Raw genomic sequence first — 19,785 nt, 5'->3', positions numbered from 1 at the left:
AGTTCAATGCAAGTAATGCGTGGCTGGGCGACTCGATGCGCGCCGTGGGTTGGCCTGGTTGGCCTCCTTGGGAGCGTGCAGGAAGCGCTGGCCGGCGAATACGAAGGCTCACCTCAGGTGGCCGAGTTCGTCGGTGAAATGACCCGCGATTATGGTTTCGCCGGTGAACAACTGATGGGTGTGTTCCGCGAGGCGCAGCGCAAACAGTCGATTCTCGACGCCATCTCCCGACCTGCCGAGCGGGTCAAACAGTGGAAAGAATATCGCCCGATGTTCATCACCGACGCGCGCATCGCCCGTGGTGTGGACTTCTGGCGTCAGCACGAGGCTACGCTGGCCCGTGCCGAGCAGGAATACGGCGTGCCGGCACAAGTCATCGTGTCGATCATCGGCGTCGAGACCTTTTTCGGACGTAATACCGGTAATTTCCGGGTGATCGATGCCTTGTCGACGCTCGGTTTCGACTATCCTCCCCGTGCCGAATTTTTCCGCAAGGAACTGCGTGAATTCCTGCTGCTGGCGCGTGAGGAACAGGTCGATCCATTGACCCTCAAAGGCTCGTATGCCGGGGCGATGGGCTTGCCGCAGTTCATGCCGAGCAGCTTCCGCGCCTACGCGGTGGATTTTGACGGTGACGGCCACATCAATATCTGGAACAACCCGGATGATGCGATCGGCAGCGTTGCCAGCTATTTCAAGCGTCACGGCTGGGTCGCGGGTGAGCCCGTGGTCAGCCGCGCCGATGTGCGGGGCGAGCAGGTCGATGAAGGCCTGACCACCGGCATCGAGCCGACAAAAACGGTCGGAGAGTTGCGGGCGCTGGGCTGGTCAAGTCATGATGCGCTGCGCGATGATATGCCGGTTACTGCATTTCGCCTCGAAGGCGAGAACGGCCCTGAATACTGGATGGGCCTGAAGAATTTCTACGCGATCACGCGTTATAACCGCAGCGTGATGTACGCCATGGCCGTACATCAACTGTCTGAACAGCTGGTACAAGCACGGGGCGTCAAGTAATGCAGGCATTGCCTAACAATATACCCCTGAAGCTGGTGGCCTTCGCTGCGTTGGCAGTATTGGTCGCCAGTTGCACGACCAGCCGTTCGCCGACGCCGAAAACAACCTCATCCACTGCTGTGCGTGCGCAGCCGGGTCTGGACATCAACCGTGCGCACAAAGACGGCGCACCGTGGTGGGACGTCGATGTCTCGCGCATTCCCGACGCCACACCGACCCTGCACACCGGCCCGTACAAGGCCAACCCGTACACCGTACTGGGCAAAACCTACTTCCCGTTGCAGGAATCCAAGACCTACGTCGCGTCTGGCACGGCGTCCTGGTACGGCACCAAGTTTCACGGTCAGAACACCGCCAACGGCGAGGTCTACGACCTGTACGGCATGAGTGCCGCCCACAAGACATTGCCACTGCCAAGTTACGTTCGGGTGACCAACCTGGACAATAACCGCACGGTGATTCTGCGGGTCAATGACCGTGGGCCGTTCTATTCCGATCGCATCATCGACTTGTCCTACGCCGCCGCGAAAAAACTCGGTTACGCCGAAACCGGCACTGCGCGCGTCAAGGTCGAAGGCATTGATCCGCAGCAATACTGGGCCGCCAAAGGCCGTCCGGCACCGCTGATGCTCAACGAGCCGCAGGTCGCGCAGAACAGCGCGCCGGTGATCACGGCCTCGGCCGGCACCGTCGAGCAATGGACGCCGCCACCACAGCAACATGCCTCCGACACCGTACCTGTGCCGATGAGTGCAAAAAAAAACGCTTCTGCAACAGCAACTGGCCAGTATCTGCAGGTGGGCGCGTTCGCCAACCCGGACGCTGCAGAACTCCTGAGGTCGAAGCTCAGCGGGATGGTGAGCGCTCCGGTGTTTATCAGCTCGATCGTGCGCAATCAGCAGACCCTGCATCGGGTTCGCCTGGGGCCGATCGGCTCGCCGGGTGAAATTGCCCAGGTGCAGAACAGCGTGCGCCTGGCCAACCTTGGTTCGCCAAGTGTGGTCACTGAATAAGTAGCAACGTAGAACTTGATTGACGGTTCACCAGCGATTGGGGGGTGAACCAGGTTGTTGGCTCGTCGAAGAACAAAAGCCCGGCAAGGGTGACTGGAGTGAGCAACTGAACCCGCGATGGCCCGTTAGAAAGCCATCTGATTAAATTTTGTCCGCAAGGGCAGTTTCCATTAGCGATTTCGAGAGACGGATGAACATCACCACCTTTGCCAAACGCCTGTGTCTGCTAGTCCCGCTGCTCCTCTCGCCAGCCGCCTTCGCGGCCGAGATGATGCCGTCGCCACCACAACTGGCCGCCAAAGCCTACGTTCTGATGGACGCCAGCAGCGGCAACGTGCTGGTAGAGAACAATGGTGACCAGCGTCTGCCACCGGCCAGCCTGACCAAACTGATGACCGCGTACATCGCGACCCTGGAAATCCGTCGCGGCCAGATCGGTGAAAACGATCCGGTGACCGTCAGCGAAAACGCCTGGCGCACCGGCGGTTCGCGGATGTTCATCAAGGTTGGCTCGCAGGTGACTGTCAGCGACCTGCTGCACGGCATCATCATCCAGTCCGGTAACGACGCTAGCGTCGCACTGTCCGAGCACATCGCCGGCAGCGAAGATGCATTCGCTGACCTGATGAACAAGACGGTCACCGATCTGGGCATGACCAATACCCACTTCATGAACCCGACCGGTCTGCCAAACCCTGAGCACTATTCGTCGGCTCACGACATGGCGATTCTGGCCCGCGCGATCATCCACGAAGACCCGGCTCACTACGCGATCTACTCGCAGAAAGAGTTCTTCTGGAACGGCATCAAGCAGCCTAACCGCAACCTGCTGCTGTGGCGCGACAAGACCGTTGACGGTCTGAAAACCGGTCACACCGACGAAGCCGGCTACTGCATGGTGTCCTCGGCTGTACGTGACGGCCAACGCCTGATCGCCGTGGTGTTCGGCACCAACAGCGAAGTGGCTCGCGCCGCTGAAACCCAGAAGCTGCTGACCTACGGCTTCCGCTTCTTCGAAACCCAGACCTTCTATCAGAAGGGCACCGAACTGGCTCAAGCCCCGGTGTGGAAAGGCACCACCAATCAAGTCAAGGCCGGCCTGGCTGAAGACCTGACCATGACCCTGCCAAAAGGCCAGCTGAAGAAGCTCGCTGCGAGCATGACCATGAACCCGCAACTGATCGCGCCAATCGCCAAGGGCGACGTGATCGGTAAAGTCGAAGTCAAACTGGAAGACAAGGTCGTGCACAGCGCTGACCTGATCGCTCTGGATGGCGTCGAGGAGGGTGGTATCTTCCGCCGCATGTGGGATAGCATCCGTCTATTCTTCTTCGGCTTGTTCAACTGATTTGTGTTGACCTGCATGGCCCCGCCCCGATCCGGTGCGGGGCCATGCGCGTTAACACGGCTTGCGCTCTAGAGGCCGTTACGCCATGACCGATACCGAAGTAAAGGCGCCAAAGATCGAATTCCCTGTAACGGATTATCCCGTTAAGGTGATCAGCGATACCGGTGTGGGCAACAAAGACAAGATCATCGACATCGTCAAAAAACACGCGACCATCAATGATGAGCGCATCGACGAGCGTCAAAGCACCAACGGCAAATACACCACCATCCAGTTGCACATCGTGGCGACCGATCAGGATCAGCTGTACAACATCAACAGCGAACTGCGGGCAACCGGTTTCGTGCACATGGTGCTGTGATGTCCGGCACGCTGGGCTTTCGTGAGCTCGGCCAGATGGCGTACGAGCCGGTCTGGCATGCCATGCAACGCTTTACCAACGAACGCGGCAGTGATGCCGCCGACGAAATCTGGCTCGTCGAACACCCGCCGGTGTTCACTCAGGGCCAGGCTGGCAAGGCCGAACACTTGTTGCTGCCGGGTGATATCCCGGTGGTGCAGGTCGATCGCGGCGGGCAAGTGACTTATCATGGCCCCGGCCAATTGGTCGCTTACCTGTTGCTGGATGTACGCAAGCTGGGTTTCGGCGTGCGTGATCTGGTCAGCCGCATGGAGCTTTGCCTGATCGAACTGCTGGCCAGCTACGGGGTAACCGCAGCGGCCAAGCCAGATGCTCCCGGCGTCTACGTCGACGGAGCGAAAATCGCTTCTCTGGGTTTGCGGATTCGCCACGGTTGTTCCTTTCATGGCCTGGCCCTGAACGTGGATATGAACCTGGAACCGTTTCGACGGATTAATCCCTGCGGCTATGCCGGGCTGGCGATGACCCAGCTGAGCGACCACGCAGGATCGATTGAATTTGCCGAGGTAAGTGCCCGGCTGCGCGCGCAGCTCGTCAAACACCTCGACTATGCTGAGCAGACGACCCTGACGGGCGGAATCGACTGATATGACTACTGATGCAGTGCAAACCATGATCCCGACGCTCGACGTGACCGAGCGCCCGGCCCCGCGTCCCAAGGTAGAAGCGGGCGTCAAGCTGCGCGGCGCCGAGAAGGTTGCACGCATCCCGGTAAAGATCATTCCGACCACCGAACTGCCGAAGAAACCTGACTGGATTCGTGTGCGCATCCCGGTTTCGCCGGAAGTCGACCGGATCAAGAGCCTGCTGCGCAAACACAAGCTGCACAGCGTTTGCGAAGAAGCGTCCTGCCCGAACCTCGGCGAGTGTTTCTCCGGCGGCACCGCGACTTTCATGATCATGGGCGACATCTGCACCCGTCGCTGCCCGTTCTGCGACGTCGGCCACGGTCGTCCGAAGCCACTGGACGTCAACGAGCCGGAAAGCCTGGCCATCGCCATCGCCGACCTCAAGCTCAAGTACGTGGTGATCACCTCGGTTGACCGCGACGACCTGCGTGACGGCGGTGCCCAGCACTTTGCCGACTGCATCCGCGAAATCCGCAAGCTGTCGCCGAACGTGCAACTCGAGACTCTGGTTCCGGATTATCGTGGCCGCATGGACGTCGCGCTGGAAATCACCGCCGCCGAGCCGCCAGATGTGTTCAACCACAACCTGGAAACCGTGCCGCGCCTGTACAAGGCTGCGCGTCCGGGTTCGGATTACCAGTGGTCGCTGACCCTGCTGCAACGCTTCAAGCAGATGATGCCGCACATCCCGACCAAATCCGGCCTGATGCTGGGTCTGGGCGAGACCGACGAAGAAGTCATCGAAGTCATGAAGCGCATGCGCGAACACGACATCGACATGCTGACCCTCGGCCAGTACCTGCAACCGTCGCGCAGCCACTTGCCGGTGCAGCGTTTCGTGCACCCGGACACCTTCGCCTGGTTCGCCGAAGAAGGTTACAAGATGGGCTTCAAAAACGTTGCGTCGGGCCCGCTGGTGCGTTCTTCGTATCACGCTGACGAGCAAGCGAAGCTGGTCAAGGCTGAGTTGATGGGTTCCTGATTCAGCGCTGAATAAAATGCCCGCCGTGGCTTTAAGTCCGGCGGGCTTTTTTTTGCCTGCTTTCCTGACTACTGTGTGCGCATGACTTCACACTGGGAGCCCCATGGATGACCGTTCGACCGACCCACAGCCTTTTTCCGCATAAACCCGTGCCGGCGCTGCCGTCAGAGGGCGTGATCGGCGTTATCGCGCCTGCCGGGCCGGGTGCGCTGGACAGCGACAAGGCTGTGCAGTGGATGCGCGCTCGCGGTTATGCGTTGAAGGTGTTTCCCGGCGTCTATGAAAAGGATGGCTATCTGGCTGGCAGCGATGAGGTGCGGCTTAACGATTTGCACGCAGCGTTCGCCGATGCCGAGGTCGATGCAATCATTTGCCTGCGCGGCGGCTACGGCACGCCGCGCCTGCTGGATCGGATCGACTACGACCTGCTCAGCCGAAACGCTAAACCCTTTGTCGGTTACAGCGACATCACCGCGCTGCACCTCGCGATCAGTCGTTACGCCGGGTTTGTGACCTTTCACGGGCCGCTGCTCAACGCTGACCTGCTTGGTGACAAAGAACCACCGACCGTGACGTCATTCTTCGCCATGCTGCGCGGTCAGTTGAAAGCGGGGAGTGTGCTCAGCCACCCGGTGGCTTACCCCTTGACCACGGTTGAGCCCGGCATTGCCCATGGGCGTTTGCTCGGTGGCAATCTGGCGATGATCGCTTCGACATTGGGCACGCCTTACGAAATTGATGTCGAAGGGGTGATTCTGCTGATCGAAGACATCAACGAGCCGCTGTATCGCATCGATCGCTTGCTGACGCAGATGCGCCTTGCCGGGAAGCTGGCGAGGTTGCGTGGGGTGTTGGTGGGGGATGTGGCGGGGGTGGATGTCGAGGCGTTGAACCGTTTGCTCAAGCAGACGTTCGAGCCTTTACGGATCCCGGTGTTGTCGGGGTGGCGCAGCGGGCATTGTGATCCGAACCTGACGTTGCCGATGGGCGCGCTGGTGCGGCTGGATGCCGGGAAGAAGGAATTGATGCTGGAGCAGGATGTGGTGACCCGATAAAGCAAAAGATCGCAGCCTTCGGCAGCTCCTACGGGGAACGCATTCCAATGTAGGAGCTGCCGAAGGCTGCGATCTTTTGATCTTGCTTTACTGTGTACGCAAGCTCTCAAGCAGCTTATGCGTCGGATACCCATCCGCCGGCCAGCCAAACGACTGCTGCGCACTGCGGATCGCCTTACGCGTGTTAGCGCCGATAATCCCGTCCGCCGTGCCCGCATCAAAGTTGCGCGCGCTCAACAGGTTCTGCAGTTCAATGCGCTCGCTGCGGCTGAGCGGCATGTCGTCTTTCGGCCAGGTGCCGTTGATCAAACCACCGCCACTGAAGCGCTCAGACAACAAACCGACCGCCAACGCATACGACGAAGAGTTGTTGTATTTGAGGATCGCGCGGAAGTTATCCAGCACCAGGAACGCCGGGCCACGATAACCGGCCGGCAGCAGCAGTGCGGCGGACAATTGCTCGGAGCCCGCCGGAGCCTGACCGCCATTCGGCAGAATCACACCCAGTTGGCGCCATTCAGCGACGGTTTTACGCATCGCACCGTCAGCCAGTGTGTAGTTGAAACCGTTCGGCAGTTGCACCTCGAAACCCCACGGCTGACCCCGCTGCCAGCCGGAGCTTTGCAGGTAGTGCGCGGTCGAGGCCAGCGCATCGGCCGGGCTGCCCCAGATGTCGCGGCGACCATCACCGTCAAAATCCACGGCGTGCGTGTTGTAGGTAGTCGGAATGAACTGGGTCTGACCCATCGCGCCAGCCCAGGAGCCAAGCATCTTCTCCGGCGTGATATCGCCCTGTTGCAGGATCTGCAGCGCGGCAATCAATTGCGCATGGGCAAAGCCAGGACGGCGACCTTCGTAGGCGAGGGTGGCCAGCGAATTGATCACTGACTTTGTGCCCTGGAACTGGCCGAAGTTACTTTCCATGCCCCACACCGACACCAGCGCCTGACGGTCGACGCCGTAACGCTGTTCGATGCTTTGCAGAATGTCGGCGTACTGATTGATCAGCGCCTGACCTCTGCGTACGCGCAACGGCGACAGCGCGCCATCGAGGTATTCCCACACCGGGCGGGAGAACTCAGGCTGGCTGCGGTCAGCGCGGATGATGCTCGCGTCGAAGCTGACGTTGGCAAATGCGCGATCGAACAGCTCAGGGCTAATGCCGGCGGCCAAGGCATCCTTACGGAAGCCTGCTTGCCATTCGGCAAAGGTCTGGGTCGGCTGAAGATCGAGAGGGTCGGCGGACGGCACTACCGGCGGGATAATCGCTGGGGCCGTGGCGACAGTGGCAGCTTGAAGAGGTTGCGCATCGGCGGCGGTGGGTTTTTCCGCGCAGGCGACAAGCAGGATGAAGCTGGAGGCAGCGATCAATTGGCGAACAGGCCAACGATGGGAAAGACTTAGGGGCATGCACAGTTCCAGGGGAAACGAGTCAAGTGCAGACCTTAACATGAGCAGGGGGTACTGCGCTTTAAGCAGCCAGAAAGTAAGAAGCCTCCCAGCTGTCAGACTGGAAGGCTTCGCGGCGGTAGCTGCCTTTACCCTTGGTTGGTCGTTCCTGGCGACTGCGGAACAGGGGCTGGGCGACGATGGATTTGGCCTTGTTGGGGCCATGCTTTGCTGGCTTTTTGCTCATGAGGGTTCTCTCATTGGGGTGGGTTTTGCGGGGGAAATAATCTGCCGATGTTGGGCGTCTGTCTATAGGGCAAATGTGGGCGCGCATTGTAGGAAACAAGAGCAAAAGATCGCAGCGTGCCGCAGCTCCTACAAGGATCGGTGTAGGAGCTGCAGAAGGCTGCGATCTTTTGCTCTTATTCAGCAGGCAGTGTCAGACGCTGTCCAGCCATCAACAATGCCAACCGGCTCAAGCTCATCCACGGCGAACCCGCCGCCTGGCCCTTGATCTGCGCATCAATGCGCTGAGCTTCCAGCAGCAACTGCGCCCAGCGTTGCGCCGTGTAGCGTTGCAGGGCTTTGCTCATCAGCGGTTTGCGCTTGTCCCAGACCGGCGGTTTCGCCTGACTGAAACATTTGTCCAGCGGCGTGCCCTGACTGTACTGCAGCGAGATATTGGCCAGCAGGCGCAATTCCCGCGCCAGTGCCCAGAGAATCACCGGCGGCTCGACACCTTCACCGCGCAAGCCTTCGAGCATGCGCAGCGCATGTGCCGGTTCGCCGTTGAGCACAGCGTCGGTCAGGCCGAACACGTCAAACCGCGCACTGTCGGCCACAGCGGCCTGCACGGTTTCAACGGTGATCTGTCCGCCTTCCGCCATCAGCTTGAGCTTTTCGATTTCCTGCGCGGCGGCGAGCAAGTTGCCCTCGACACGCGCGGCAATCAATTCGACCGCATCCTGACTGGCCGACAAACCGGCCTGCGACAGACGCTGACGAATCCAGCTCGGCAACTGACTGGCATCCACCGGCCAGATCTGAATGAACTGGGTCTGCTGGCCTTCGACCAGCGCCTTGCCCCACTTGGTTTTCTGCGCGCTGCCATCGAGCTTGGGCAAGCTGATCAGCAGCACCGTGTCTTCAGCGGGGCGCGAGCAATATTCGATGAAAGCGGCAGCGCCTTTGTCACCGGGTTTGCCCGACGGCAGACGCAGTTCCAGCAGGCGTTTTTCCGCGAACAACGACATGCTGGCACCGGCCTGCAACAGCGTACCCCAATCGAAATTGGCGTCGGCGGCAAAGACCTGGCGTTCGTCGAAACCTTGCTCGCGGGCAGCACGGCGGATGGCGTCGGCAGCTTCCTGACACAGCAGCGGGTCATCGCCACTGATGATGTAGACCGGCGCGAGGGCGCCTTGCAGGTGTTTACCGAGTTGGGCGGGGGCGAGCTTCATAAGAAAGGTCGAACGGGGCGCCTGAGCGCCCCGAACATCTTACTGCTGCGGTACTTCGAGCGGCGACTGACGCGGGGTTTCCGCTTCAGCTTTCTGCGCCGCTTCCAGGGCCTGGGCTTCTGCCTTGGCGCGGGCATCGGCGGTCGCCTGCAGTTGATCCAGTTGCGCCGGAGTCAGCTGTTGCAGGCGCAGCATCATGCGCTGTACCAGTTCGCGACGGGTTTCGCGACGGGCGTCGTTGGCTTCCTGATCGGAACCGACGAGGTTGTTGCCGTCGTGAATGAACACCTTCTGCACTTCAAGCTTGTCGCTCAGCAGGTTCAGATTGTTGGCGCCGAGAATGTCGTAGCTGAGCACGGTGCTCACCTGATACTCGCCGGTGGTGCCGTTACCCGAGTAGCTGAGGATGCGCTGGTTTTCCTGCTCGTTGGACAGGAACAGCTTGTACGGCGCGCCGGAAACTACTTTCACGCCGCTGGATTCCAGTACCTGGCGCAGTTGCGTCACGGTCTCGCCGTAAGCGTTACGGGCGCTCAGATCGAGTTCCTTGATCGCCAGTTCGTTGGTGCCGGTGCCGCGCAGCTGGAAACCGCAGGCGCTCAACAGAACGGCGAGGCCCATCACCAGCAGATTGCGTTTGATCATTGTGTTGCTCCCCTTGAAACCAGGTGGGCCGACCGTGCGGCCCGAAAGGTTTTACTTGGCGTCAGGCGAACCTGACGCCCGATCCAATTAGCTGGCGACGATGTTGACCAGTTTCCCCGGCACAACGATCACTTTACGAATAGTCAGACCGTCGACGAAACGCAAAACGTTTTCGTTGCCACGGGCTGCCGCTTCAACTTCTTCACGGGTGGCGCTGGCCGGCATTTCGATCTGGCCGCGCAGCTTGCCGTTGACCTGGATCACCAGGGTCAGGCTGTCCTGCACCAGCGCGCTTTCGTCCACGGCTGGCCAACCGGCGTCGATCACTGCATCGGCGTGACCCAGTTGATTCCACACTTCGTGGCTGATGTGCGGGGTGATTGGCGCCAGCAACAGCGTTACGGCTTCCAGACCTTCGTGAACCAGAGCGCGATCCTGTTCGGTGCCTTGGGCGGCTTTTTCCAGCACGTTCATCAGCGTCATCACCTGAGCGATGGCGGTGTTGAATTTGTGGTTCTGGCCGACGTCGTGGCTGGCTTGTTTGATGGCCACATGGATCGAACGGCGAACGGCTTTCTGCTCGTCATTCAGGCTGGCGATGTCGAGCTTGCCCGGCAGGCCCTGACCAACGTGGGCTTGCGCCAGACGCCAGACGCGCTTGAGGAAACGGTGCGAACCTTCAACGCCGGAGTCCGACCATTCGGCGCTCATGTCAGGCGGCGAGGCGAACATCATGAACAGGCGGCAGGTGTCGGCGCCGAACTGATCGATCATCGACTGAGGGTCGACGCCGTTGTTTTTCGACTTGGCCATTTTCTCGGTGCCACCGATTTCCACCGGCAGACCGTCGGATTTCAGCTTGGCGCTGATGACCTTGGCTTTGCTGTCACGTTCGAGTTCTACATCCGCCGGGTTGAACCAGGTGTAAGCACCGTTGGCTTCGCGACGATAGTAGGTTTCGGCGATCACCATGCCTTGGGTCAGCAGGTTCTTGAACGGCTCATTGGAACTCACCAGACCTTCGTCGCGCATCAGCTTGTGGAAGAAGCGCGCGTACAGCAGGTGCAGAATCGCGTGTTCGATACCGCCGATGTACTGATCGACCGGCAGCCAGTGATCAGCTGCGGATTTCTCCACCAGACCGCCTTCAAAGTGCGGCGAGGCGTAACGGGCGTAGTACCACGACGACTCGACGAAGGTGTCCATGGTGTCGGTTTCACGCTTGGCAGGCTGGCCGCATTTCGGGCAGCTGCATTCGTAAAACTCTGGCATGCGCGCCAGCGGCGAACCAGCGCCGTCCGGCACCACGTCTTCCGGCAGAACGACAGGCAGTTGATCTTCCGGCACCGGCACGTCACCGCACGCATCGCAGTGGATGATCGGGATCGGGCAGCCCCAGTAGCGCTGACGGCTGATGCCCCAGTCGCGCAGGCGGAACTGAGTGCGCGAGGCGCCCAGTTCTTTCTTGATCAGGGCGACTTCCATGGCGTCGAACGCGCCAGCGAAGTCGAGACCGTCGAACTCAGCGGAATTGATCAGCGTGCCGTGCTCGCCATAGGCGTCTTGCCACGGCGCAGGGTTGCTGTCGCCAGAGCTGGTACGCACGACCGATTTAACCGGCAGGTTGTACTTGTGGGCGAATTCGAAATCGCGCTCGTCGTGCGCCGGTACCGCCATCACAGCGCCGTCGCCGTAGTGCATCAGCACATAGTTGGCGACCCACACCGGCAGTTTCTCGCCAGTCAGCGGGTGCTCGACGAACAGGCCGGTCGGCAGGCCTTTCTTTTCCTGCGTGGCGACGTCGGCTTCAGCGACGCTGCCGCCCTTGCATTCAGCGATGAACGCTTGCAGCTCAGGGTTGTTTTTCGCGGCCAGGGTGGCCAGCGGGTGCTCTGCGGCCACGGCGACATAGGTCGCGCCCATCAGGGTGTCCGGACGGGTAGTGAAGACTTTGAGGGTGCCGGCTTCGCCGATCGAATCGACGTTGTACGGGAACTGCACTTCCATGCCGCGGGATTTGCCGATCCAGTTGCGCTGCATGGTCTTGACCTGTTCAGGCCAGCCAGTCAGTTCGTCGAGGCTCTCCAGCAGCTCATCCGCGTAGGCGGTGATCTTGAAGTAGTACATCGGGATTTCGCGCTTTTCGATCAGCGCACCGGAACGCCAGCCGCGACCGTCGATCACCTGTTCGTTAGCGAGAACGGTCTGGTCGATCGGATCCCAGTTCACGGTGCCGTTTTTACGGTAGATCACACCTTTTTCGAACAGGCGAGTGAACAGCCATTGTTCCCAACGGTAGTAATCCGGCTTGCAGGTGGTGACTTCGCGCGACCAGTCGACCGCCAGACCCAGGCTGCGCAGCTGGGTTTTCATGTAGGCGATGTTTTCGTAGGTCCACTTGGCCGGGGCTACGTTGTTCTTCATTGCGGCGTTTTCTGCCGGCATGCCGAAAGCGTCCCAACCCATCGGTTGCAGAACGTTCTTGCCGAGCATGCGCTGGTAGCGGGAGATCACGTCGCCGATGGTGTAGTTGCGCACGTGCCCCATGTGTAGCTTGCCGCTGGGGTAAGGGAACATCGACAGGCAGTAGAACGTCTCCTTGCCTGGCTGTTCACTGACTTCAAAGGACTTTTGCTCATCCCAGAACGACTGGGCGGCGGCTTCAATTTCACGGGGCTGATATTGTTCGTGCATGGCTACTTTTGTACTGGATAGGGGTGGCCTAATCCTCTTCAACGCAGGTTCCGGGGTTGGCCCGGACGAGCTGGAAGTGGAATTACAGGAAGCGCCGTAGCATACATGACCGCGCTTGGCCTAGGGAAACCCTGATTACAGCTACATGTCCCGCAATACTTGCGTCGGGGCCGTTGGTCGCGGCGTACAGCCGGTTTGTGCAGCGAAGCTAAGCTCTAACTGGGGAGTGAGTCTTATCTTCAATGAGGTGAGGGATGGTGGAGCAACGGCAAAAAAACGTGAATAAACCCGAGTTGTACGAGAGGTTGATCGACCGTCTGGGTATGGCCCTGGACGCAGTAAAAACCGCTGACCGGCTGCGCGACGAGCGCCCCCTGGAACTGGAATTGCGTGGCTTGAGCCCCGCTGAGTTCAAACTGGTCAAGGCCTATCTGGATCGCAGTGAGCGTGAAACGCACGGCTGCCTGTCACAAGCAGTGAAGCAGCTCGATGCAGCACATTCGGCCAAGGTCATCTGGCTCAAGGACAAGGCGCCCGGCAGAGACACCGTCAAAGTACGGGCTATGCAGGCCAAGTAAGCGCATGGCAGGTCAAGAAACGGATCTTTTTCAACGGGATCCCACCTACTGGTTGTAACGCGTTATTAACACTCTTAGGCTTCGGGCATCTTTGGAGATGCCCGATGCCCTTTCGCTATTTCATCAAACAACTTCTATTGCCGCCCGGCATTCTTTTGCTGCTGTTGCTGGCTGCGTGGTGGCTGCGCCGCTCGCGACCGCGATTGGCCGGATTGTGTTTTGCCATTGGTTTTGGCGGGTTCTGGCTGATGAGCCTGCCGGTGGTTGTGCAATGGGGCGCGAAGGCGCTGGAGCGTGAGCCGCCGCTGGCGCGTGAGGAATGGGCGACGCTGGCGCAACGGGCTGACGCGATTGTGGTGTTGGGCTCCGGACGTGAGCGTGGCGATCTGGCCTGGGGTGAAGACCAGCCAACCGGCGTCGGGCTTGAACGTCAGCGTTATGCGGCGCGCCTGGCCAAGGCCTCGGGCTTGCCGATTTTGACTTCGGGCGGCCTGCATTACGGCACGCCGCCGACCGAGGCGAAGTTGATGGCCGATTCGCTGCGTGATGACTTTGGCGTCACCGTACGTTGGCAGGAAGGGGAAAGCCGTACGACGTGGGAGAACGCAAAACTAAGTGCTGACATTCTATTGCCGCAAGGGATCAAGCGCGTGGTCGTGGTGACGCAGGCGTGGCACATGCCGCGCTCGGTATGGAGTTTTGAACAGGCAGGATTTGAAGTGGTGCCGGCGCCGGTGGGCTTTTTGGGCACTGATAACGCGAGGCCGTTTGGTGGCTGGTTGCCGGAATTCAAATCGATCTGGCAGAGCGGGCAGTTGCTGAATGAAGCGGTGGGGCAGGTGGGGTATTCGCTGTTTTACCGCTGAAGATCAAAAGATCGCAGCCTTCGGCAGCTCCTACAAGGGTTGAATACAAATCCCCTGTAGGAGCTGCCGAAGGCTGCGATCTTTTGCTTTAAAGGGTTTTTGAGATCCGGCTAGCCATCAGTGCCCAGCCAAACAGCAGCAAACACAAAATCATCAGCGGCCACGAGCGGTATTGCAGATACGGCGTCAGGTTGTGCATCGGCACCACTTCGCCGTACAGCACACCCTGTTCAAACTGCGGAATCTGCTCGGTGATCTGCCCGAACGGGTTGATCAAACCGGTCACGCCATTGTTGGTCGCGCGGATCATCCAGCGACCCGCTTCCAGTGCGCGCATCTGCGCCATCTGCAAATGTTGCAGCGGGCCGATTGAGGTGCCGAACCAAGTGTCGTTGCTGATCGTCAGCAGCAAATCACTGCGCGCCGACAGGCCGGCAGCGAAGTCCGGGTACACCACTTCGTAGCAGATAAACGGCGCAATCTGATACCCCTTGGCTTGCAGCAACGCCTGGTCGGCCGGGCCACGGGCGAAGTCAGACATCGGCAAATCAAAGAACGCGATCAACCCACGCAGGACATCCTGCAATGGCACGTACTCGCCGAACGGCACCAGTTTCTGCTTCAGGTAAGTGCCATCACCTTCGCCGACCACGGTGATGCCGTTGAAGAAGCGTTTTTCGTGACGAACCATCTCGCGGATCGGCACGCCGGTAATCAATGCGGATTTACGCTCGGCGGCGAAGTTGCCTATCATGCTCAGGTAGCCTTCGGCAGATTCCTTGAGCACCGGCACGGCGGTTTCCGGCCAGATCAGCAGATCCACCGGTTTCGAGCGGAAACTCAGATCACGGTACAACGCCAACTGTGCGTTGAGCTCGGCCGGATCCCATTTCATGCTTTGCGCGACGTTGCCCTGAATCGCAGCAACGCTCAAAGGCGCGCCCGACGGACTCGTCCAGGCGTGACCCTTAAGCGCGAAACCCGCCACCCAAGGCCCGACCAACAGCACCAGACCGGCGACAACAAAAGCTTTGCGGCGGCTTTGCAGCAAACGCGGCGCGTTGTAGATCAGCGCAGCGGTCAGTGCCAGCACGAACCCCACCAGCCACATGCCACCGACCGGCGCGAGCCCCGCTAGCGGGCCGTCGAGCTGGCTGTAACCCGAGTACAACCACGGGAAACCAGTCAGGAACCAGCCACGAAACATTTCCTGACCAACCCACAGCGCAGCAAACGCGAGGGCGTCGGCCAGCGGTGCTTCGTTGCGACGCAACCAGCGTGCCCAAATCCAGGCGGGCAGGGCGAAGAACCAGGCAATCGCGGCGGTAAACAGCAGCATCAGGAACCCGGCCAGCAGCACCGAAGCGCCGCCGAAATGGTGGATGCTGTAATAGATCCAACTGGTGCCGGCGCCGAACAGGCCGAAACCGAAGCACCAGCCACGGCCCAGCGCCTGACGTGGGCTTAGCTCGCGCAGACCGGCGTAGAACAAGCCGACTGCGAGCAGGGCCAGCGGCCAGATGTTGAAAGGCGCCAGAGCGAAGGTGGTGATTGCACCGGCCGCCACGGCCAGCAGGTTACCGGGCCAGCCGGGGCGGGTTGTCCAGCGCATTTCAATCCTTAGAGGTATTACCGGGCGATTGGCGTGAGTCGCAGCAAATGAATCCGACGGCTGTCGGCGTTCAGGATGCGGAAACGATAGGCGCCGATTTCAGTGATTTCGTTGCGTTTTGGCAAGTGCCCGAACGCGCTCATCACCAGACCGCCGACAGTGTCGAACTCGTCGTCGGAGAATTCGCTGTCGAAGAACTCGTTGAAGTTCTCGATCGGCGTCAGGGCCTTGATCAGGAAATCACCACTTGGCAGCGGCTTGATGTAGCTGTCTTCTTCGACGTCGTGCTCGTCTTCGATGTCGCCGACGATCTGTTCCAGCACGTCTTCGATGGTCACCAGGCCCGCCACACCGCCGTATTCGTCGATGACGATGGCCATGTGGTTGTGGTTGGCGCGGAATTCACGCAGCAACACATTCAGACGCTTGGACTCCGGCACGAACGTGGCCGGGCGCAGCAGATCCTTGATGTTGAAGCTGTCGCCGTTTTCCTTGAGGATCAGCGGCAGCAGATCCTTGGCCAGCAGCACGCCCATCACGTCGTCATGGCTTTCGCCGATGACCGGGTAGCGCGAGTGGGCCGAGTCGACCACGGCCGGGAGGAATTCACGGGGTGTCTGGGTCGCCTTGATGCTGATCATCTGCGAGCGCGGCACCATGATGTCGCGTACTTGCAGGTCAGCCACCTGAATGGCGCCTTCGACGATGGCCAGCGCTTCGCTGTCCAGCAGTTTGTTCTGATGTGCATCACGCAGCAGCTCGAGGAGCTCCTGACGGTTCTTCGGCTCGTGGGCAAAAGCCTGGGTGAGTTTACCCAGCCATGACTTCTGCCCGTTGCTCGATCGATCTTCGCTCATAGCGATTACTCTGAATCCTTTGTTGTAACGATAGGGGATGTTTCGGTTTCGTCGTCCGCGTACGGATCGGGATAGCCCAATTCGGCAAGCAACTCGCGTTCCAGTGCTTCCATTTCTTCGGCTTCGTCGTCATCTATATGGTCGTAACCAAGCAGATGCAAGCAGCCGTGAATGACCAGATGCGCCCAGTGGGCCTTTAGTTCCTTGCCTTGCTCGGCGGCTTCGCGCTCAACCACGGCCACGCAGATCACCAGATCGCCGAGCAACGGTATGTCGAGAAACTCGTCGGGCACGTCAGCAGGGAACGACAGGACGTTGGTCGCGTAATCCTTTTGGCGCCAGGTGTGGTTGAGCTCGCGGCCTTCTTCCTCGTCGACCAGACGAATGGTCATTTCCGAGTCAGCGGTGCGCTGGCGCAGGGCCAGTTCGCACCACAGACGGAAGTCGGCTTCACTCGGCGCGTTCGCTTCAGTCGCGATTTGCAGGTCTAGCTCAAGCATTTCGCGAGGTGTCCTTGGGTGCTTCGTCACGGTTTTCGAAGCGCTCGTAGGCTTCGACAATCCGCTGTACCAAAGGATGGCGCACGACGTCTTTCGGCTGGAAGTGCGTGAAGCTGATGCCTGGCACGTCTTTGAGCACTTCGATCACATGGTGCAGACCCGATTTGGTGCCTTTCGGCAGGTCGACCTGGGTGATGTCACCGGTGATGACCGCTGTAGAACCAAAGCCGATCCGCGTGAGGAACATTTTCATCTGTTCAACGGTGGTGTTCTGGCTCTCGTCGAGAATGATGAAACTGTTGTTCAGCGTACGACCGCGCATGTACGCCAGCGGCGCAACTTCAATCACCTGACGTTCGATCAGCTTGGCGACGTATTCGAAGCCGAGCATCTCGTAGAGCGCGTCGTAGAGCGGGCGCAAATACGGGTCGATCTTCTGCGAGAGGTCGCCGGGCAGGAAGCCGAGTTTTTCACCCGCTTCAACCGCCGGACGCACCAGCAGGATGCGGCGGATCTGCTCACGTTCCAGTGCATCGACAGCGCAAGCCACGGCCAGATAGGTCTTGCCGGTACCGGCCGGGCCAATGCCGAAGTTGATGTCGTTACCGAGGATTTCCTTCACGTAGCGCAGCTGATTCAAGCCGCGCGGGCGAATCATGCCTTTCTTGGTGCGCAGGGCAACGGAGGCTTCGGCGGGGGTGTGATTGTCCAACTCGACCACGGCCGATTCCTGCAGGAACAGGTGAACCGTATCTGGCGACAGCTCTGAACCTTTGGTTTCCCGGTACAGGCGACGAATCAGATTTTCCGCAGACGTGGTGTGTTTGGGGTCGCCGATCAGCTCGAACTGGTTTCCGCGGTTGCGGATCTCGATCGTCAGGCGCTGTTCGATCAAGCGCAAATGCTCGTCGAATTGCCCGCACAGATTGGCGAAGCGGCGAGCCTCAAAGGGCTCGAGGATAAAACGATGTGGTTCTATGGGTGCGTTCAAGGTCGTATTTAGCCGCCCTGGGGCAATTAAGATGAAATCAAGGATAACGCCAGAGGCTTGGGTGCGAAAGCTCTTAAATATGGATGCTGCTTTCGAACCCATTCTCGGCGGCTGGCGGGGCCTTTTGTGGTGAGGGGATTTATCCCCGATGGGGCGCGAAGCGGCCCTGAAACCATTATCCGAGGTGTATCAGATTCACCCGGATTGCAGGTTTTGGGTCGGCTGCGCCAACCATCGGGGATAAATCCCCTCACCACAGAAGTCCCATCCACAATGCGATGGTGTTACTGAATCAACGAGCCGCGCAGCGAGTGCGGTTGGGCCGCGTCGATGTGCACATCAGCAAACTGGCCGATCAGGGTTGGATTGTCGCAGCGGAAGTTGACGATACGATTATTCTCGGTGCGCCCTTGCAGCTCGCCCGGGTCTTTCTTCGAATAATCGGTCACCAGAATCCGTTGCGTCGAGCCGACCATTTGTCGGCTGATCTCGAAACCTTGCTGGTTCAGGCGATGTTGCAGCGCGTTCAAGCGCTCCTTTTTCAACTCTTCCGGCGTCTCGTCGGCCAGATCGGCAGCCGGGGTGCCCGGGCGCTGGCTGTAAACGAACGAGTAGGAAAAGTCGAAACCGACGTCGGCAATCAGCTTCATGGTCTGTTCGAAATCTTTCTCGGTCTCGCCGGGGAAACCAACGATGAAGTCCGAGCTGATGCAGATCCCCGGCACCGCCGCACGCAATTTGCGCAGCTTGGATTTGTACTCCAGCGCGGTGTGGTTGCGCTTCATCGCCGCGAGAATCCGGTCGGAGCCCGATTGCACCGGCAAGTGCAGATGCTTCACCAATTCCGGCACGTCGGCGTGGGCCTGGATCAGGCTGTCGGAGAATTCCAGCGGGTGCGAAGTGGTGTAGCGAATGCGGTCGATGCCATCAATCGCGGCGACGACGCGGATCAGTTCAGCCAGATCAGCCAGACGACCATCATGGGTCGTGCCGCGATAACCGTTAACGTTCTGCCCCAGCAGCGTCACTTCACGCACGCCGTTTTCGGCGAGGTGGATGACCTCAGCGATCACGTCATCGAACGGCCGGCTGACTTCTTCGCCACGGGTGTACGGCACCACGCAGAACGTGCAGTACTTGCTGCAGCCTTCCATCACCGACACGTAAGCGCTCGGGCCATCGATGCGCGGCTCGGGCAAATGGTCGAATTTTTCGATTTCCGGGAACGACACGTCGACTTGCGGCAGCTTGGTGATGCGCGCGGCGTCGATCATCTCCGGCAGGCGGTGCAGGGTCTGTGGGCCGAAGACCACATCAACGTACGGCGCGCGATCGCGGATCGCCGCGCCTTCCTGGCTGGCCACGCAACCGCCGACGGCGATCACCATGTCCGGGTTGGCCAGTTTCAGTTCGCGCCAGCGGCCGAGCTGCGAGTACACGCGATCTTGCGCGCGCTCGCGGATCGAGCAGGTGTTGAGCAGAATCACGTCGGCGTCTTCCGCACGCGCGGTGACTTCCAGGGCCTGATGTTCACCCAGCAGATCGACCATGCGCGAGCTGTCGTACTCGTTCATCTGGCAACCGTGGGTTTCGATGTAAAGCTTCTTGGCCATGGATTAGTGTCGTCACGTGATTCAAAGAACCCGGCATTATAGGGAACAAGCCCTCAGGTTCCTACCGCTGTGCGTCCGGAGGCTATGCTATAGTTTGCGCCCTCATTTTTATCCC

19 protein-coding genes are annotated in these 19,785 nt (G+C 59.8%); 9 read left to right on the top strand and 10 right to left on the bottom strand.

Going from position 1 to position 19,785, the window contains the following annotated elements:
- Positions 1-6 precede the first annotated feature (6 nt).
- From mltB to AD669_RS23625, 7 genes are all read left to right on the top strand, one after another.
- On the top strand, positions 7-1,017 hold the full coding sequence (mltB, locus tag AD669_RS23655; RefSeq protein ID WP_053124170.1) for a lytic murein transglycosylase B: 1,011 nt from the start codon (positions 7-9) through the stop codon (positions 1,015-1,017).
- Positions 1,017-2,030, top strand: coding sequence for a septal ring lytic transglycosylase RlpA family protein (locus AD669_RS23650; RefSeq protein WP_053124168.1), 1,014 nt, complete (start codon positions 1,017-1,019; stop codon positions 2,028-2,030). The genes mltB and AD669_RS23650 overlap by 1 nt, the downstream gene beginning before the upstream one ends.
- A gap of 190 nt (positions 2,031-2,220) precedes the next feature.
- Entirely contained in the window at positions 2,221-3,378 is a 1,158-nt protein-coding gene (locus AD669_RS23645) for a D-alanyl-D-alanine carboxypeptidase family protein (protein WP_053124166.1), read from the top strand.
- Between the two features lie 85 nt (positions 3,379-3,463).
- Positions 3,464-3,739, top strand: coding sequence for a DUF493 domain-containing protein (locus tag AD669_RS23640; protein ID WP_039761816.1), 276 nt, complete (start codon positions 3,464-3,466; stop codon positions 3,737-3,739).
- A complete protein-coding gene (lipB, locus tag AD669_RS23635) occupies positions 3,739-4,386 on the top strand; it encodes a lipoyl(octanoyl) transferase LipB (RefSeq protein ID WP_038361904.1) in 648 nt (215 codons plus the stop codon). The genes AD669_RS23640 and lipB overlap by 1 nt, the downstream gene beginning before the upstream one ends.
- Positions 4,387-4,411: 25 nt before the next feature.
- Positions 4,412-5,410: a lipoyl synthase gene (gene lipA, locus AD669_RS23630; RefSeq protein WP_161806657.1), complete on the top strand. Its 999-nt coding sequence runs from the start codon at positions 4,412-4,414 to the stop codon at positions 5,408-5,410.
- Between the two features lie 107 nt (positions 5,411-5,517).
- A complete protein-coding gene (locus AD669_RS23625; RefSeq protein ID WP_053124162.1) occupies positions 5,518-6,465 on the top strand; it encodes an LD-carboxypeptidase in 948 nt (315 codons plus the stop codon).
- A gap of 87 nt (positions 6,466-6,552) precedes the next feature.
- Here AD669_RS23625 and AD669_RS23620 read toward each other — a convergent pair whose 3' ends face one another.
- The 5 genes from AD669_RS23620 to leuS all read right to left on the bottom strand — a co-directional run bounded on the left by AD669_RS23620 (position 6,553) and on the right by leuS (position 12,653).
- Positions 6,553-7,875, bottom strand: coding sequence for a lytic murein transglycosylase (locus AD669_RS23620; protein ID WP_053124160.1), 1,323 nt, complete (start codon positions 7,873-7,875; stop codon positions 6,553-6,555).
- A gap of 61 nt (positions 7,876-7,936) precedes the next feature.
- The gene (arfA, locus tag AD669_RS23615; RefSeq protein WP_053124158.1) at positions 7,937-8,101 is read right to left on the bottom strand and encodes an alternative ribosome rescue factor ArfA; all 165 of its coding nucleotides are present in this window, start codon (positions 8,099-8,101) and stop codon (positions 7,937-7,939) included.
- Positions 8,102-8,276: 175 nt separating this feature from the next.
- Positions 8,277-9,314 (bottom strand): DNA polymerase III subunit delta, encoded by a 1,038-nt coding sequence (gene holA, locus AD669_RS23610; protein ID WP_053124156.1) that lies wholly within the window; start codon positions 9,312-9,314, stop codon positions 8,277-8,279.
- Between the two features lie 39 nt (positions 9,315-9,353).
- Positions 9,354-9,959 carry an LPS assembly lipoprotein LptE gene (gene lptE, locus AD669_RS23605; RefSeq protein ID WP_053124154.1) on the bottom strand — a complete coding sequence of 202 codons (606 nt, stop codon included), beginning with the start codon at positions 9,957-9,959 and terminating at the stop codon, positions 9,354-9,356.
- Positions 9,960-10,046: 87 nt separating this feature from the next.
- Positions 10,047-12,653, bottom strand: coding sequence for a leucine--tRNA ligase (gene leuS, locus AD669_RS23600; protein ID WP_053124153.1), 2,607 nt, complete (start codon positions 12,651-12,653; stop codon positions 10,047-10,049).
- Positions 12,654-12,907: 254 nt separating this feature from the next.
- On the opposite strand from leuS, the gene AD669_RS23595 reads away from it, so the two are divergent.
- Both AD669_RS23595 and AD669_RS23590 read left to right on the top strand, forming a co-directional pair.
- Positions 12,908-13,231, top strand: a complete 324-nt coding sequence (locus tag AD669_RS23595) for a hypothetical protein (RefSeq protein ID WP_053124151.1) — start codon at positions 12,908-12,910, stop codon at positions 13,229-13,231.
- A 104-nt stretch (positions 13,232-13,335) separates the two neighbouring features.
- Entirely contained in the window at positions 13,336-14,097 is a 762-nt protein-coding gene (locus AD669_RS23590; RefSeq protein WP_053124148.1) for a YdcF family protein, read from the top strand.
- 88 nt (positions 14,098-14,185) lie between these two features.
- Here the strand turns inward: AD669_RS23590 and lnt are convergent, their stop codons facing one another.
- The 5 genes from lnt to miaB form a co-directional block, all read right to left on the bottom strand.
- Positions 14,186-15,709 (bottom strand): apolipoprotein N-acyltransferase, encoded by a 1,524-nt coding sequence (gene lnt, locus AD669_RS23585; protein ID WP_053124146.1) that lies wholly within the window; start codon positions 15,707-15,709, stop codon positions 14,186-14,188.
- A 17-nt stretch (positions 15,710-15,726) separates the two neighbouring features.
- The gene (locus AD669_RS23580; protein ID WP_007909641.1) at positions 15,727-16,566 is read right to left on the bottom strand and encodes an HlyC/CorC family transporter; all 840 of its coding nucleotides are present in this window, start codon (positions 16,564-16,566) and stop codon (positions 15,727-15,729) included.
- Positions 16,567-16,571: 5 nt separating this feature from the next.
- Positions 16,572-17,066: an rRNA maturation RNase YbeY gene (gene ybeY, locus AD669_RS23575; RefSeq protein ID WP_053124144.1), complete on the bottom strand. Its 495-nt coding sequence runs from the start codon at positions 17,064-17,066 to the stop codon at positions 16,572-16,574.
- Positions 17,059-18,057 carry a PhoH family protein gene (locus tag AD669_RS23570; protein ID WP_053124142.1) on the bottom strand — a complete coding sequence of 333 codons (999 nt, stop codon included), beginning with the start codon at positions 18,055-18,057 and terminating at the stop codon, positions 17,059-17,061. The genes ybeY and AD669_RS23570 overlap by 8 nt, the downstream gene beginning before the upstream one ends.
- A gap of 284 nt (positions 18,058-18,341) precedes the next feature.
- Entirely contained in the window at positions 18,342-19,670 is a 1,329-nt protein-coding gene (gene miaB / locus AD669_RS23565) for a tRNA (N6-isopentenyl adenosine(37)-C2)-methylthiotransferase MiaB (RefSeq protein ID WP_053124140.1), read from the bottom strand.
- Positions 19,671-19,785 lie beyond the last annotated feature (115 nt).

Source organism: Pseudomonas sp. P1.31 (genome assembly GCF_001269815.1).
GTDB lineage: Bacteria > Pseudomonadota > Gammaproteobacteria > Pseudomonadales > Pseudomonadaceae > Aquipseudomonas > Aquipseudomonas rustica.
The sequence above is the reverse complement of the archived record's forward strand: the minus strand, read 5'-3'. Positions and strand labels throughout refer to the sequence as shown.